This is a genomic window from Persicirhabdus sediminis, from assembly GCF_016595495.1.
In the GTDB taxonomy this organism is placed as follows: domain Bacteria; phylum Verrucomicrobiota; class Verrucomicrobiia; order Verrucomicrobiales; family Akkermansiaceae; genus Persicirhabdus; species Persicirhabdus sediminis.
Genome location: NZ_JAENIM010000016.1, coordinates 1 through 13,763, shown reverse-complemented (window position 1 = coordinate 13,763; position 13,763 = coordinate 1). Strand labels below are relative to the sequence as shown.

Sequence of the window (13,763 nt, the reverse complement as noted above, 5' to 3'; positions counted from 1 at the left end):
TAAAAGTCAGCTCCAGCTGACAATAGAAATCCCAACTTTTTCACCTATCATTATGCCAGAACTTCCCGAAGTAGAAACCACTAGACGCGGCATAGAACCGCACCTGCTCAATCAGGTGGTCGCCGATGTTATTGTACGTAACGCAAACTTGCGCTGGCCAGTCAGCCCAGAGATCAGCGAACTGATAGATCAGAAAATAAACCAATTAGAACGACGCGCTAAATACATCATCATCCACACTAACAAGGGCAAGTTACTCCTCCACCTCGGCATGTCAGGCAGTCTGCGCATCTGCCAGCCCAGCGATGATCACAGAAAACACGATCATTTGATTATCCAGCTAACTTCAGGCAAGGAAATGCGCTTGCACGACCCGCGACGATTTGGCTGCGCGCTGTGGACAAAGGAAGATATCCAACAACATGCATTGATTAAAAACCTTGGTCCAGAGCCTCTAGCAGACGAGTTTACCGCTGACTACTTAGCTGAGCAGTGCGCGCGCAGCAGGGCATCTATCAAATCATTTATCATGCAGTCGAAAGTGGTGGTTGGCGTCGGAAACATCTACGCCTGTGAGTCCTTATTTCGCGCTGGCATTCACCCAAAGCGCGCAGCCAACAAGGTCTCACGTGCGCGGCTAGACAAGCTTCACCGTGTCATCCGCGAAGTCCTAGCTGAGGCAATCAAACAAGGCGGCACCACGCTGCGTGACTTTGTTAATGCCTCTGGCCAGCCAGGCTATTTCAAACAATCACTCGATGTCTATGACCGTGAGGGAGATAAATGCCACCAATGCCAAAAACCTATCAAGCGCATCGTGCTAGGCCAGCGATCTACCTATTATTGTGGCCATTGCCAAAAATGAACACTGGCAAAAAAAGTGCAAGTTTCTCACCTGTGATGTTGACATTTTCGCCACAATGAAGAAGATTCGCCGCGTCACGCCGGCATGGCGGAATTGGTAGACGCGCGCGATTCAAAATCGCGTTTCTTCGGAAGTGTGGGTTCGATTCCCACTGCCGGTACTTTCTTTACTTAGTACCTAGTGACAAGATCAAAAAAGCTAGCCATCACGGCTAGCTTTTTGTGTTTCTACGTATGAATTCGCTAGAGATCTCATTCTCTAGCAAATTTCTACCGTCTAGACTTCGAGGTAGCTTTTGAGCATCCAGATGTGCTTCTGGTGAACTTGCGTTCTAGCAATCATGAGATCCTCGGTTTCTGAGTCCCCAGCTTCGCCAGCCAGATCGCGAGCAGCCGCTAGATCTTCTACCAGCTGAGCATTCACCGCGGCAATGTGCGCCGCCATATCAGCCGCTTTTGCGTCTTCTGCAATCTCTTCTACCTGACCGATGGCGGCGAGGCTAGCCAGTCCGCCTGGAGCGAGCTCACCCAGCGCTCTGATGCGCTCAGCGATCTCGTCGATAGCAGCAAACAGCTCAGTGTACTGCTCTTCGAAGGCTGTATGGAGGGAGAAAAAGTTAGCTCCACGGACGTTCCAGTGGCACAGGTGAGTTTGCGCCATGAGCGCGTAGCTAGTTCCTACTACTTTACGGAGGGCTTTTACAACATCTGCGTTTTTATTCATAACAACTTAGAAGTTACACGGATAAGGCAGATTGCAAACCGTTCTCTAATAAACAGTTATTTAAAGCAGGAGAAATCCCTAACCAGCAGCTAACTAAGCCTTTCGACTTGAGCCACCTGGTTTTGTCCTATGGTCGCCAAAATATTTCTCACTGCGGTAGCGCAGCCAGACACGCAAGACCTGTGGCACCTGCTCGCGCTCAGCTGTACTGAGCCGCTCGTAGAGCACGATAGCGGCATCGCGCTCGCGTCGGCACGCCTTGTTGCGATGTGCATCCCACAGAGATCTAGCCAGTCTAATCCTGCGGTTAACTTCTTTGATTAGAGCTTTACCTTGCAGCTGATCGACTGGTTTTTTCTTCGCTGGCATATCAGCACAATAGGCGATCGATCTGGCGAGAAAACAAAAAAAGGGAAGCCCAATTGGACCTCCCTCATTTCGTTGTGTTTTATAAGCAAAAGAATTAAGCGCGTTCCTGAAGAACTGGCAAGATGCGAGCAACTTTCTCTTTCATCTCTTTGCCTGGCTTGAACTTAACAACCGCACGTGGTGGGATTGTCATGTCTTTACCTGGGTTCTTTGGATTACGTCCAATCTTTCCTTTCATTTCACGTACTTGAAATGATCCGAAGTTACGCATTACTACTGAGTTACCCTTAGCGAGTTCTTCAGTAACGGTCTCGAGCATTGACTCGAGAACGCTCATAACTTCCTGTTGATTTAAGCCAGTTTTATTGCTGAGCTTCATGACCAAGTCGCGTTTTGTAATAGTATCCATTGTTCGTTTTTGAGTACTGGGCTTTGCTGAGTCTTGAAAAACCATAGGTGGCTGAAATTGTCCATTATTTCTTACCACTTATTGGGTGGTTTATCTAAACACTCAATATAGATTAAGTTACGCAGAATTAGCCTTCTTCTTTCTTCGGCGCCTTGCGAGCGGCCTTCTTAGCCGCCTTCTTTTGAGCGCTCGTTTTACGCGGTTCAAACTCGAAGCCAACCTTGCCAGTCTTTATATCTAGGGTAAGGAAGGCTGAGAACGGACGTTTGGTTCTTCTTGATACGAACCCTTTAATCAGTTTAGTTTTACCTTCGCTAATTAATTGGATCGCGTCCTCGTTTTTCAGCTCATGTTGCAAAATAACTTTCGATATACGCAGACCCTCAGGATCGTTCTTGGTGACCAATTCTGGTGCACGCCACGCCTTAGCGGTCTCGTAAATTTTCACCTCTTTACCAGTTGAGACCTTCACATTGGCAATCACCATATCATCCGTCAGGTCGTCAACGTCGTCGTCGTCCTTCTCAAATACGAAGTTTACCTTGAATTTCTCGTCTAGCTCGAGAGCGGCATCAAATGGTTTATTGAAGCGCGATTTGAACCCTTCCAGCGGCCCGATGAATTTCTTCGAGAACAGCTCCTTAGCTTCCGGCTCAGTAAGCAAACGCGTAGCGATGTACTTATTGGTCTTAAACTTACACTCAGGGTTAGTGCACTCGTAGGTGGCGTCAGTTTGCTTGATTGGCTCACTGCCACACATCGGGCAAGCGGCATCCAAGTCAGGAAATTCGCGGTTTTTGAGCTCATTAGTGTACTCCTTGGCGCGGTTGACCACGTCCTTGGTGAATTCAATGATCTCGTGCATGAACTCAGAGCGAGCGAGCTTACCCTGCTCCATCTGGCGCAATTTGTACTCCCAGTCACCAGTCATGCTCGGCGATGCCAGCTGCTGAATGCTCAGCTCAAAGACGATATCAATCAGCGTGAGCCCGCGGCGTGTCACATGAATCTCACGGCCGTCGCGCTCGATGTACTTCTGACGGATCAAACCTTCAATCGTCGCCGCACGCGTCGCTGGAGTGCCCAGACCGCGCTCGCTCATGGCTTCGCGCAGCTCTTCATCGTCGAGCAACTTGCCTGCACCCTCCATCGCTGAAAGCAATGTGGATTCGTTAAATCTAGCTGGCGGGCGAGTTTCTTCATGTTTCACTTCCACATGGAGCGTCTGCGCCTTCTCACCTTCCTGCACAGCACACAGCTCGTCTTTACCAGCTGAAACACCTGGACGGCGACCGTAAACAGCCAGCCAACCTGGTTTCACCAGCACTTTACCAGTCGTCAGGAATCCGTCTACCAATCCACCACCGTGGTCGATACGGGTCATGCGACGAGTATTCATGAACTCAGCATGCGGGAAAAATACCGCCAAAAATCGCTTGGTTACGAGATCAAACAACTTAGCAGCTTGCTCGTCCATTTTTACAAATCGGCCAGTAGGAATGATCGCAAAGTGATCAGAAATCTTCGCGTCATTGAAAACGCGCTTGGTCAAAATAACACGGTCATTTTTCAGCGCATCTTGTGCGTGATCGCCCAGCTCACCACCATTGTCGCGGATAGCCGCCACTGTGGTTTTCACTTCGCTGAGGTAATCTTCAGGAAGGTAGCGAGAATCGGTACGTGGATAAGTAAGCATCTTGTACTTCTCGTACAATGCCTGCGCCAGCTGCAGCGTGCGCTGAGCAGAGAATCCAAAACGGCTTGATGCCTCACGTTGAAGTGTGGTCAGATCGTATAGCTGAGGAGCTGCCTGTTTGCTTGGCTTTTGCTCTTCGCTAACTTCAGCTACCTTGCCGTCACAGCGTTCGCGAATCGCCTCAGCATCTGCTTTGTCCCAGATGCGCTCGGCACGACCGTGTGGTTTTTCCGCATCTTTTTTCCATGATTCGTCAATCCAGCGGCCAGCGTATTCACCTGAAGAAACTTCAAAGTCAGCGTGCACCTCTGCATAATCTTCAGGCACAAATTTCTGAATCTCTAGCTCGCGCTTCACCAGAATCGCCAAAGTAGGCGTCTGCACACGGCCTGCTGAGGTCACATTAAATCCACCGTGACGTGAGCGGAAACAGGTCAATGCGCGAGTTGCATTCAAGCCAACCAGCCAGTCAGACTCAGATCGGCATTTAGCAGCGTCACGCAGATGGCTCATCTCCTCGGCGCTACGCATGTTCTCCCACGCTTGCAGGATAGAATTTTGTGTCATCGACTGCATCCACAGTCGCTTGACAGGCTTCTTAATTTTGCCCAACTCAATGATATAGCTGAAGATCAGCTCACCCTCACGGCCCGCATCGCATGCATTAATGATGTCATCAACGTCCTTGCGGCGCGCTAGCTTGAGCAACTGCTTAAGACGTGGCTCTGATGCCTCGATGGGCTGCAGAGTGAACTTATCAGGCACTGCTGGCAGCACATTAAAGTTCCACGGCAGTTTCTTGCCAGTAGGCCCAGTAGGCATCTGCAATTCAACGAGATGACCTACCGCTGAGGAGATAACAATGTTATCATTCTCGTAATAGACATCTCTCCCTTTTCCCTTCTTCTCGAATTTTCCAACTCCTGGAGCTTTTGCTAGAGCTTTGGATAAATCCCCCGCGACAGAAGGCTTCTCGGCTATGATGAGTGACTTTGACATCGATGACGTTGAGTAGACTTGGTTTTGCCTGTTGAAAAGGCAAATCTTCAAAGAATTATCCTCCAATCTCTACGCAAACTTATTTTTAGCAAAAAATTTCTAGCGAACACACCATTCATGGAATAATTATTAGCCTGCATTCTCATTCTATTAATATGACACTAAAAACCATGCTCGCTGGCGCTGGATTTTCCATCGTTACAGCCACCGCCACCCTAGCCTCTACTGACGGCTGGCTCACAGACCTAGAAGCTGCTAAAAAAGTAGCTACTGCGGAAAACAAAGACATTTTCATCAACTTCACTGGCTCTGACTGGTGAGGAGCTTGCGTAGATCTTGAGGAGCGTGTCTTCTCTAAAAAGGAATTTGCCGAGCAGCTCAAAGATGCCTTCGTTCTCGTAGAAATCGATTTCCCTCGCCAGAAGGAAATGGACGCCAGCCAGCGCGAAAAAAATGATAAACTTTCCGACCTCTACAGCGTGGAATATTTCCCCACCCTGCTATTGCTCGATGCTTCAGGACGCCCGTACGCGGAATCCGAACGCGCCGCTACGCCCAAGGAATTTGCCGATAGCCTCAAGGAACAGGCCGACATCCGCGTGCAACGCGACAAGGACCTAGCTGCCGCCGACAAACTTGAAGGTGTGGAAAAATCAAAACGCATCATCGAGATCCTCTCAGGCCTGCCCGTGCAGCAGAAATATGTGCCAGGGTTCTACAGCGAGCAAATTCAAGCTATCAAAGACTCCGACCCTAACGACGAGACCGGCTTCACCAAATACATCGCTGGCCAGAAAGCCATGGCTGGACTCGAGGCAAAAGTCGAAGAGGCCTATAAAAAACAGGATTTCGATGGCATGATCACTATTGCCGACGAGCACATCAAGCAGTTCGAGCCAGCTGGCGAAGACCTGCAAGAAGTCATGCTCATCAAAGTGGCCGCTCTCGCCGAACAAAAGAAATTCGACGAAGCCATCGCGCTAGCCAATGAGATCCAGGCGATTGATGCTCAATCAGAAACAGGCCAGCTCATGCTGCGCGCCATTGAACATTTTAATCAGCTCAAGAAATCCGCAGAATAATAGTTAAGAAAGGTAAACTAATTCACCAGAAAATCCGTCTAGCTAATCCAGCTAGGCGGATTTTTTCATTCTCGCTATCTAGCTGATAATCAATCGACCACAGCCGGGATACGCAACACAAAACAAGCGCCCACACCATCACCACCGTCGACCAACTCCAGCGACCCGTGCATTTCTTTTGCCAGACTAGAGCTCAACGCCAAGCCTAAGCCAACACCGGGTTTCGAATGCGCCGCCTCCGCTGCACTCTTGTGAAAGGGTTTGAAAATCTTGCGGCGCTCAGCCGCGCTCACGCCAGCGCCACGGTCGCCAATTCGCAGTTCTAACTGGTCACCGCCATCAGCTAGCTGGCTAGAAAATTTCACCTGCACACAACCGTCATCATCAGCGCCGTATTTGATAGCATTATCCACTAGATTAAAAATCACCTGCTCGATGGAAGTGACGTCCACACGCAGCAACCTATCAGCTAGATCATCATCTAGCGGATCCAGCTGGAAATCTACCAACTCACGCTCACATCGTTCAGCCAGACTTTCACCAAGCCGCTGGATTAGCTGTCCATAACTCAGGCTCTCCACCTGAGCGCGCGCACTACCACGCTCAATGCGCGAGTATAACAGCACATTCTCTACCAGATGATTCAGCCGCATCGACTCGCGCTTCAAGGTCTGCAAATACTGCTTTTGTTTTTCCTCACTGCGTACCATGCCACTGGCTAACATGTCTGAATACAAACTGAATGTCGTTAGCGGCGTGCGCAACTCATGAGTCACCGAGGAAACAAAGGACGCTCGGCGCTCGCTCAAGCGCATAATGCCAGCAAACAAAACAAATACGGCGACAATCATCAGCAAGGCACCCAGCCAAGCCATTGCCAGAGTCTTGCGCAGCTGACTTCCAGCTAACACAGGGTCGACAATTTCCTCGCCAGCATTCAATACCAGCGGAAATGTAGACAGCGCCATCACTTGCTCCAGCTGCCCAGCGTCGTCAGCTAACGCTAACAAACTGGCATTCGGTAGAACATCCTCCAGCTCAGCTAAGAGCTCGTTCATCAAGCGTCTAGCATCTAATGTATAGGCCTTAACTTGGCCATTCATCATGCGTACTAATGTGAGCTCACCGTCTACCCAAGCAGCGCGAAATGGTGATAGCTCAGCGGGAATAACAAATTTACTAACATCCCCTAAGACTTGCCCTGACGGCTCCGCATCAGCGACATCCCCAGAATCTAATGATGCGGATCCAGGCTGAGCAAAACTCTCAGCGAGATGTGAATTGGCGGAAATATTTGAACGACTAACAATGCTCTTGCGTTTCAGACTCTCAACCTGCTTGCGCTGAATATTGTATCCCAAATCTTGCCGCAACTCCCCCGCTTTGCCTTCAGCGCGTTGCTGCGCCGCCCATTGCTGCGTATGCTGAGCCTGCTGCTCGCTTTCACTGGGCTCGCTAGATTGAGCTAGCTCCTCGGTTTGCAGCGCCTCAACGGCTAGAGCATTGAGCACTTGTAGTTTGCTCTGACTCGGCTCAGCTGATTCTTTAATGTTCGCCGTATCTTCCCGCGAACGCAGCATCTCAGCTGGCTCCACATTTCCAGCTGGCTGAAAGGTAAACTTCCCGTCATCACCACGGCTGATGATGATCTCGTCTTTGATCAATTCATCCCGCTGACCAAGTGCAATCTCAGCCAGAATCGCCGAGGCTAAAGTGTCCATCCGCCATAAGGCCGAACGCACACGATCATCTAACTCAGCCGCAGCTTGCACTCTAGCATTTTGCCTTTCCAGCTGCAGCACGTTGCGGCTCATCCAGCTCATCGCCAGCACGATGACCGCCGCGCAGGAAATTAACAAAACCCAAGCCCATCTAGTTTTAGCTCTCATCACACAAGATCATCATATACCCTTTTCCGCGCACCGTCACAATAACGGCCTGATCTTTATCACCTAACTTCTCGCGCAGATTGGCAATATGCATGTCCACCGTGCGCGTATGTAAATTCTTCGGGTCAATACCCCACACATGCCGCAACAGCTCTTCACGAGAAATCGCTCGTTCATTGTTAGCTGATAAATACTTTAGCAAATCACACTCACGCTCAGACAAACTAACCACCTCGCCTGTAGCCAAAATCATCTGCATGCGCGCAAAATCCAGCTGGCCAGTCGCACAGCGCACCTTACCCTGCTCAGCTGGCCGCTCAACGGTGCGCCGCAGCACTGCATCCACTCTAGCTAGCAGCTCCCTAACGCTGAATGGCTTCACTACATAATCGTCAGCCCCCATGGTCAAGCCTTTCACCCGATCTGCCTCTTCGCCACGGGCTGATAGAATGATAACCGCCTGTCCGGGCCGATGTTTTTTCAAACTCTGCAACACCTCAAAACCACTGTGATGCGGCATGACCAGATCCAACAACATCAGCCGGTAGCTAGCATTCAGCGCCTTATCCATCGCCTCTCGTCCGTCGCGCGCTTCTATCACTTCGTAGCCAGCAAAACTCAGGGTATCCACCACCCCGCAGCGCACTGCCTCATCATCTTCGCAAACTAATATTGTAGGAACCTCGCTCATCATCACCTTATTGCCATGCCATCATAAACACATCCGCCCCCGCCAGCTGTAAAAACTTTGTAAAATCACCAAGCAGCAGGACGTCCAGCTAGCGCAGCTCACTGACTGAGCCGCTCGCGATCGGCTTTTTTCAAACCCGCCACAACCAGCTGATAGGAATGGTCGATCAACTCACGTAACAAATCTGCTGGCACAGAGCCATCTAGCAACACGGTATTCCAGTGCTTTTTGTTCATGTGATAACCCGGCAAAATGGCTTCGTATTGGTCACGTAACTCTACGGCTCGCCCAGGCTCACACTTCAGGTTCACCCGCGATGGCACATCATCCACCGCGCTGAGCGCAAACATTTTTCCACATACCTTATATACCAATACATCCACACCAAAGGGCGTCGTCTCTTCTACTTCAGCTAATGATAGACAATAAGCAATGACATCGGGCAAATCTTTCATAATTCATCTCTACGCTAGATCGCTTTACCTAAATAATCAAATTAACCACGTAGGCAAAAGCTACTTTTTTATATAAACCAACTATCTCTAGCCAAAATCTAGTTAAAAAAATGAAACGGCTATTGACTTCCAAGGTGTACAGTGATGTGAATATCTCAAATTCACAGGCCAATTCTTTACAAGTTAGCCGACGATAATACACCAAAACCCGTGCCTTGCCCCACTCCTGCACCCCCGTGCAGAGCAAGACCACAATAAGACAATGCCCCCCATTCCCATTGCCAGCTAGTTTACTTCACCCAGCCTCAGCTCCACCCAGCCACAGGCTACTAGCAGCAATAATCTCAGCTACTTCCAGCTACCGCTAGAGCTAACTGACCCCACAGATAACAAATACACATGAACATCCTCCACAAGCTGCTTATCCTAGCAACTATCGCTACCTGCCCAGCCATCGCCGCTGAGAGCAAGCTCGCGCCGATAGATCTCGAATTACTAGCATTCGCCGATACCGGCGACATCGCACTCTTAGATAAAATCACCGAGATCGCCCTAGCTGATCCACAGAACTCATTGCCAGTAATCAACAAGCATTACCTGACAGCTAGATCTAACGAAGAGCAACTGCTACTCCAACACCTGCTGCGCACACTCTTTGAGGCAACCGTCGAGCTGCCGGGACCAAGTTCATTTCACGGTATCAAGCTAACCTGGTACATCGACTACAGCGACGGCAACCTAAGCACCTACCCCTTAGTAGCTAGAGTGGAACAAGACAGCCCTGCCGAACTCGCGGGTTTTCGCGAAGGTGACTGCATCGTATCTATCAATAGCAAAGATTGCCGAGGCCATAACTCCAAGCTCGTCGCTCTGGAAACTTTAAATACAGTCCAGCCAGATAGCGAAGTCGTCATCGAAATACGCAGAACTGGCTGGGTCCTAACTGGCCAAAATTTAAAAAACAAACCACACACGCTCACCTTAAAACCTATCAAACTAGAAACCCAACATGACTTGACCGACTATCAAGACATGATGTTTGGAGTTTGGTTGAGCAAGATTGGCCACTAATTTTATTCTACTTTTTCGTACGGCCAAGTGTCGTCAATCACCCCATTTTCTATCAAGTACTCATAGGCGGGTCTGCGGAACTCATCACTCAGCGGATAATCTCGCCTAATCAAACTATCCGCTCTAGCAAGCTGTTCTTCATTCAGCTTTTCGGCGCACACTTTCAGCCGCTTCAAGTCGCGGTTCCAGCCATCAGCCTCATAGCGTTTGTACACAGCATAACATTTTATATAATCGCGCATCGACTCAGGAACGAGGAAATGCAGCTCGGCCACACTGCGCGGATAGCTATAATGAAACGCGCTATTATAAATGAAAATAGCCTCGGCGAGCTCGGCATTATAATACTCTTCCTCCTCCGCTACACAGTGCAATCTACCCAAATACTCTAGCGCACAATGCCGCCAGCGGGGGATTTTTTTCAATTCGTGAATGATAGGTTCCGCCATAGCATGTTTGCGCACATCATCATTTCGCGGAAACAAACACGACCTAACTGTCCAGTTAAGCACACAACTATGTCGACCGCCGCGCGCAAATGCCTCTTCGGCTATTTTATAGGTCGTCACCATATCCCCCAGAATAGTTGGGTATTCGTTTTTGCTCAGCCCCCCGTGCGCTAGGCACACCGCACAACTAACCGGGAAGGAACGTTGATCCTCAACCGCCTCACATAACATGGGCACACCGCGATCATGCTGGCCAGATTTACAATAAACCTGACCGAGCATCGCCATGGCATTGACGCCACCTAACTTAGCCGCCTCACTCACCCTATCCAAACAAGCTAACAAAACTCTCTTATCATCAAAATAATCGTCCTTGGCGTGAAATACTATCATCTGCGCGACCCACAGCGTATGATGCTGCAAAAACAAATCGATCATCGTCTCTGCGCCCTTTTGTTTGTCTTGTTTGTAGCCACCCAAGCCGTAATAAATATTGCACGCCTCCCTAACCTTCGCGTGTACCACATCAGCATCAATCGCAATATCTAACCACTCAGCCGCTAGCTCGGGAGAAAATTGCACCTTTTTGGTTTCAGCTAGCCTAGACGTATACATCTCAGACATCAGGTAGAGCGCATAAGCCTGCTCATTAAACGCTGACTGGTAACACAACTCCACCGCGCGCTCAGCATCACGTTTCACCCCAATCCCTCGCCAATAACATCTAGCTAGAAATGCAGTAGCCAATTCATCTCCATGCTTGTGCGCCACCTCTAACTTACGAACAATCTCATCTGGTTGATAGGCCACACCTCCCCATGAATACATCGACCACTGCGCCCACTCAACCATCGCCGCCGGATCACCTTTTTCTAATCTATCTTCCAGCTCAGATTGATCCCACGCTTTACCATTCCACCAACCGTCATCAGCTGCCAGCCATGGCATCAGGGCCATACTGAAAATCAGAAAAATACTAACACAGATCAAACGCATGCCCGAATATCAACTTTCTAGCCAAGATGAAAAGAGCAAATTTGTTTGATTAGAAACCATAGCCAATGCCAAGCAAAATCAGTGACACTGAGAGGGCTGTAAGTTCATTCGTAAAAACTAACACCAACTCCCGCCACACGCTAGACATTCAACGGCAATAAAGATGAATCTCCTACCCGTCCAACGGACTTATCACACCAGCTCGGCTGAGCCGCTCTACCACATGGGTGTAGATCATCGTCGTGGTCACATCCGCATGACCTAGCAGGCTCTGTAAAGTTCTAATATCCGTGCCAGCCTCTAGCAAGTGAGTCGCAAAGCTATGCCGCAAACAATGACTAGTAACCCGCTTGCTAATGCACGTTCGCTGCGAGGCGGCGCGCAGAGCATGACAATAAACGCCCGCAACCACATGGTGGCGGCGCACCACACCACTTTCAGGATCACGCGACGTTTTCCCCTGAGGAAATATCCAAAACCACGGCCAGCGTTCACCAGCGCGTGGCATTTTTCTAGCTAGCGCAGGGGGCAGATAAACACCCGCTTGGCGCTCTAGTCGATCAGCTAGATAGACTTTGCGGTTCTCCTCTATCAATGTTTCCAGCCGCGCCTGCAAACTACGCGGCAGCACCGTCACCCTATCTTTATCTCCCTTACCACAGCGCACCGTTACCGTACTGGCCTCCAGATCTATATCCTTCACCCGCAGCTGCAGCAACTCTCGCAGACGCAGGCCCGAGCCATACTGCAGCTCAGCCATTAGCCTATGCATTGGATCTTTGATCTCGGCAAACAACTGCGCCAACTCAGTGCGATTCAGCACCACAGGAATTCTCTTCGCCCTTTTACGAAAGCGCACCTGCAGGTCCACCTCCTCCATGCCGCAGACATCTTTATACAAAAATACCAACGCATTCAGCGCCTGCTTCTGAGTAGAAAAAGCCACCGCGCGATCCACCACCAAATGACTCAACCACTCGCGCGCCACCTCCGTATCCAGCACTCTAGACCTACTACCAGCCCATAGCGCATACCGCGCCGCCCAGCCACCATAGGTCAGCCGCGTACGGTAGGCTAACCCGCGCCGAGCCCCCGCATGATCCACTGCTGAGCGCACCCGCCCAGCCAGACTTTCGCAGCATTTGCCCTGCTGTTGGCACAGCTCCAGCCAGCGCAAATACCAGCTGATAATCGCAGCCCACTGCTTTTCCTGCCAGCTAGTGCGCTCTTTACTCTGCACCTGCGACCGCCAGAAACCCACCGCCGACGCCCGCTCTGGGGCCAGGTGACTTTTCGCCCGCCAGCTCTCAAACCAGCTAAGCAGAAATGTATACTGCGCCTTATCGTGACGTGTCAGATCCCTAGCGGCAGATAAATCTGCCCACCACTCAAACTGCTCTGGATTGGGGGCCGAAAATGACCGCCTCTCATTCCTAGCTGACACCTTACCCGCCGCCATAGCCACGTCGGGCGACGATTTATGCAATTTCGATTCATGCGATTTCGATTCATGCAGCTTCGGCCCTTGCTGCGAGCCTCCAGCCGGTGGCGATTCCGCAACATACCTACGCGCAGGGCTGCCACCTCGTCGCCGCTGTGCAGTTGATCCAGCCAGCCCATTCACCTTGGCTGGCCTCCCATAAGACTGTTCACGAACACTGCTCATAAGAACACAACCATATCCTTATTCTGCTATCTGTCTAAAAATAAATCACTCATTCGCTTTACTCGATCTTCCAGCTTTGTTAGTCATTTAGTTAATTCTACAGCTCATCAAATCTCAAAGCATCCTTCACCATCCACCTATCCAAAACATTACTATCGGCAATCACCCATTTTAACCTTTCCGATCATGAAAACTATCAATCTAGCTAAACATCCCGCCCACCAGCTCAACAAAAATAATGATCGCAGCCTCGGCTAATCGCGCCGCAGAAATGTTAAATCACTCAACCATTACTACGAACCAATACTGTTCTGCCAAAAAATATCTCAAATACTAAGAATCCTAACCAAGAAAAGACAATGATCTCATTTAAACCACTCGACGAAACCTGTCCAATCCATCA

At 49.9% G+C, this 13,763-nt stretch carries 13 protein-coding genes and 1 tRNA gene; 5 read left to right on the top strand and 9 right to left on the bottom strand.

What is annotated here, in order from left to right; all coding sequences use genetic code 11:
- Positions 1-52 precede the first annotated feature (52 nt).
- The gene (mutM, locus tag JIN82_RS02785) at positions 53-865 is read left to right on the top strand and encodes a bifunctional DNA-formamidopyrimidine glycosylase/DNA-(apurinic or apyrimidinic site) lyase (RefSeq protein WP_234041733.1); all 813 of its coding nucleotides are present in this window, start codon (positions 53-55) and stop codon (positions 863-865) included.
- 78 nt (positions 866-943) lie between these two features.
- Positions 944-1,025: transfer RNA gene (locus JIN82_RS02780), tRNA-Leu, on the top strand.
- 116 nt (positions 1,026-1,141) lie between these two features.
- Here the strand turns inward: JIN82_RS02780 and JIN82_RS02775 are convergent.
- The 4 genes from JIN82_RS02775 to JIN82_RS02760 form a co-directional block, all read right to left on the bottom strand.
- Positions 1,142-1,588, bottom strand: a complete 447-nt coding sequence (locus tag JIN82_RS02775) for a Dps family protein (RefSeq protein WP_200310116.1) — start codon at positions 1,586-1,588, stop codon at positions 1,142-1,144.
- A gap of 93 nt (positions 1,589-1,681) precedes the next feature.
- On the bottom strand, positions 1,682-1,957 hold the full coding sequence (locus JIN82_RS02770) for a Precorrin-3B methylase (RefSeq protein WP_200310115.1): 276 nt from the start codon (positions 1,955-1,957) through the stop codon (positions 1,682-1,684).
- A 94-nt stretch (positions 1,958-2,051) separates the two neighbouring features.
- Positions 2,052-2,366, bottom strand: coding sequence for an HU family DNA-binding protein (locus JIN82_RS02765; protein WP_200310114.1), 315 nt, complete (start codon positions 2,364-2,366; stop codon positions 2,052-2,054).
- Positions 2,367-2,493: 127 nt separating this feature from the next.
- Positions 2,494-5,061: a DNA topoisomerase III gene (locus JIN82_RS02760; protein ID WP_200310113.1), complete on the bottom strand. Its 2,568-nt coding sequence runs from the start codon at positions 5,059-5,061 to the stop codon at positions 2,494-2,496.
- Positions 5,062-5,216: 155 nt separating this feature from the next.
- Here JIN82_RS02760 and JIN82_RS02755 point away from each other — a divergent pair, with 155 nt between their 5' ends.
- Both JIN82_RS02755 and JIN82_RS02750 read left to right on the top strand, forming a co-directional pair.
- Positions 5,217-5,381 carry a thioredoxin domain-containing protein gene (locus tag JIN82_RS02755; protein ID WP_200310112.1) on the top strand — a complete coding sequence of 55 codons (165 nt, stop codon included), beginning with the start codon at positions 5,217-5,219 and terminating at the stop codon, positions 5,379-5,381.
- A gap of 108 nt (positions 5,382-5,489) precedes the next feature.
- Entirely contained in the window at positions 5,490-6,143 is a 654-nt protein-coding gene (locus JIN82_RS02750) for a hypothetical protein (RefSeq protein ID WP_200310111.1), read from the top strand.
- An 89-nt stretch (positions 6,144-6,232) separates the two neighbouring features.
- Here the strand turns inward: JIN82_RS02750 and JIN82_RS02745 are convergent, their stop codons facing one another.
- The 3 genes from JIN82_RS02745 to JIN82_RS02735 all read right to left on the bottom strand — a co-directional run bounded on the left by JIN82_RS02745 (position 6,233) and on the right by JIN82_RS02735 (position 9,178).
- Positions 6,233-8,002, bottom strand: coding sequence for a sensor histidine kinase (locus JIN82_RS02745; RefSeq protein ID WP_234041732.1), 1,770 nt, complete (start codon positions 8,000-8,002; stop codon positions 6,233-6,235).
- A gap of 19 nt (positions 8,003-8,021) precedes the next feature.
- Positions 8,022-8,726: a response regulator transcription factor gene (locus JIN82_RS02740; protein ID WP_200310109.1), complete on the bottom strand. Its 705-nt coding sequence runs from the start codon at positions 8,724-8,726 to the stop codon at positions 8,022-8,024.
- Positions 8,727-8,821: 95 nt separating this feature from the next.
- Positions 8,822-9,178: an MmcQ/YjbR family DNA-binding protein gene (locus JIN82_RS02735; RefSeq protein WP_200310108.1), complete on the bottom strand. Its 357-nt coding sequence runs from the start codon at positions 9,176-9,178 to the stop codon at positions 8,822-8,824.
- Positions 9,179-9,577: 399 nt separating this feature from the next.
- On the opposite strand from JIN82_RS02735, the gene JIN82_RS02730 reads away from it, so the two are divergent.
- Positions 9,578-10,249: a PDZ domain-containing protein gene (locus JIN82_RS02730; protein ID WP_200310107.1), complete on the top strand. Its 672-nt coding sequence runs from the start codon at positions 9,578-9,580 to the stop codon at positions 10,247-10,249.
- A 2-nt stretch (positions 10,250-10,251) separates the two neighbouring features.
- Here the strand turns inward: JIN82_RS02730 and JIN82_RS02725 are convergent, their stop codons facing one another.
- Together JIN82_RS02725 and JIN82_RS02720 are read right to left on the bottom strand one after the other, a co-directional pair.
- A complete protein-coding gene (locus tag JIN82_RS02725) occupies positions 10,252-11,694 on the bottom strand; it encodes a tetratricopeptide repeat protein (protein ID WP_234041731.1) in 1,443 nt (480 codons plus the stop codon).
- A 172-nt stretch (positions 11,695-11,866) separates the two neighbouring features.
- Entirely contained in the window at positions 11,867-13,360 is a 1,494-nt protein-coding gene (locus JIN82_RS02720; protein WP_325099461.1) for an integron integrase, read from the bottom strand.
- Positions 13,361-13,763 lie beyond the last annotated feature (403 nt).

Bases quoted from the DNA above. Each gene is read 5' to 3' on its own strand.
- JIN82_RS02755 (WP_200310112.1), top strand. From the start codon at position 5,217: ATGACACTAAAAACCATGCTCGCTGGCGCTGGATTTTCCATCGTTACA.
- JIN82_RS02725 (WP_234041731.1), bottom strand. From the start codon at position 11,694: ATGCGTTTGATCTGTGTTAGTATTTTTCTGATTTTCAGTATGGCCCTG.
- JIN82_RS02765 (WP_200310114.1), bottom strand. From the start codon at position 2,366: ATGGATACTATTACAAAACGCGACTTGGTCATGAAGCTCAGCAATAAA.
- JIN82_RS02770 (WP_200310115.1), bottom strand. From the start codon at position 1,957: ATGCCAGCGAAGAAAAAACCAGTCGATCAGCTGCAAGGTAAAGCTCTA.
- JIN82_RS02750 (WP_200310111.1), top strand. From the start codon at position 5,490: ATGGACGCCAGCCAGCGCGAAAAAAATGATAAACTTTCCGACCTCTAC.
- JIN82_RS02760 (WP_200310113.1), bottom strand. From the start codon at position 5,061: ATGTCAAAGTCACTCATCATAGCCGAGAAGCCTTCTGTCGCGGGGGAT.
- JIN82_RS02720 (WP_325099461.1), bottom strand. From the start codon at position 13,360: ATGAGCAGTGTTCGTGAACAGTCTTATGGGAGGCCAGCCAAGGTGAAT.
- JIN82_RS02740 (WP_200310109.1), bottom strand. From the start codon at position 8,726: ATGATGAGCGAGGTTCCTACAATATTAGTTTGCGAAGATGATGAGGCA.
- JIN82_RS02730 (WP_200310107.1), top strand. From the start codon at position 9,578: ATGAACATCCTCCACAAGCTGCTTATCCTAGCAACTATCGCTACCTGC.
- JIN82_RS02735 (WP_200310108.1), bottom strand. From the start codon at position 9,178: ATGAAAGATTTGCCCGATGTCATTGCTTATTGTCTATCATTAGCTGAA.
- JIN82_RS02775 (WP_200310116.1), bottom strand. From the start codon at position 1,588: ATGAATAAAAACGCAGATGTTGTAAAAGCCCTCCGTAAAGTAGTAGGA.
- mutM (WP_234041733.1), top strand. From the start codon at position 53: ATGCCAGAACTTCCCGAAGTAGAAACCACTAGACGCGGCATAGAACCG.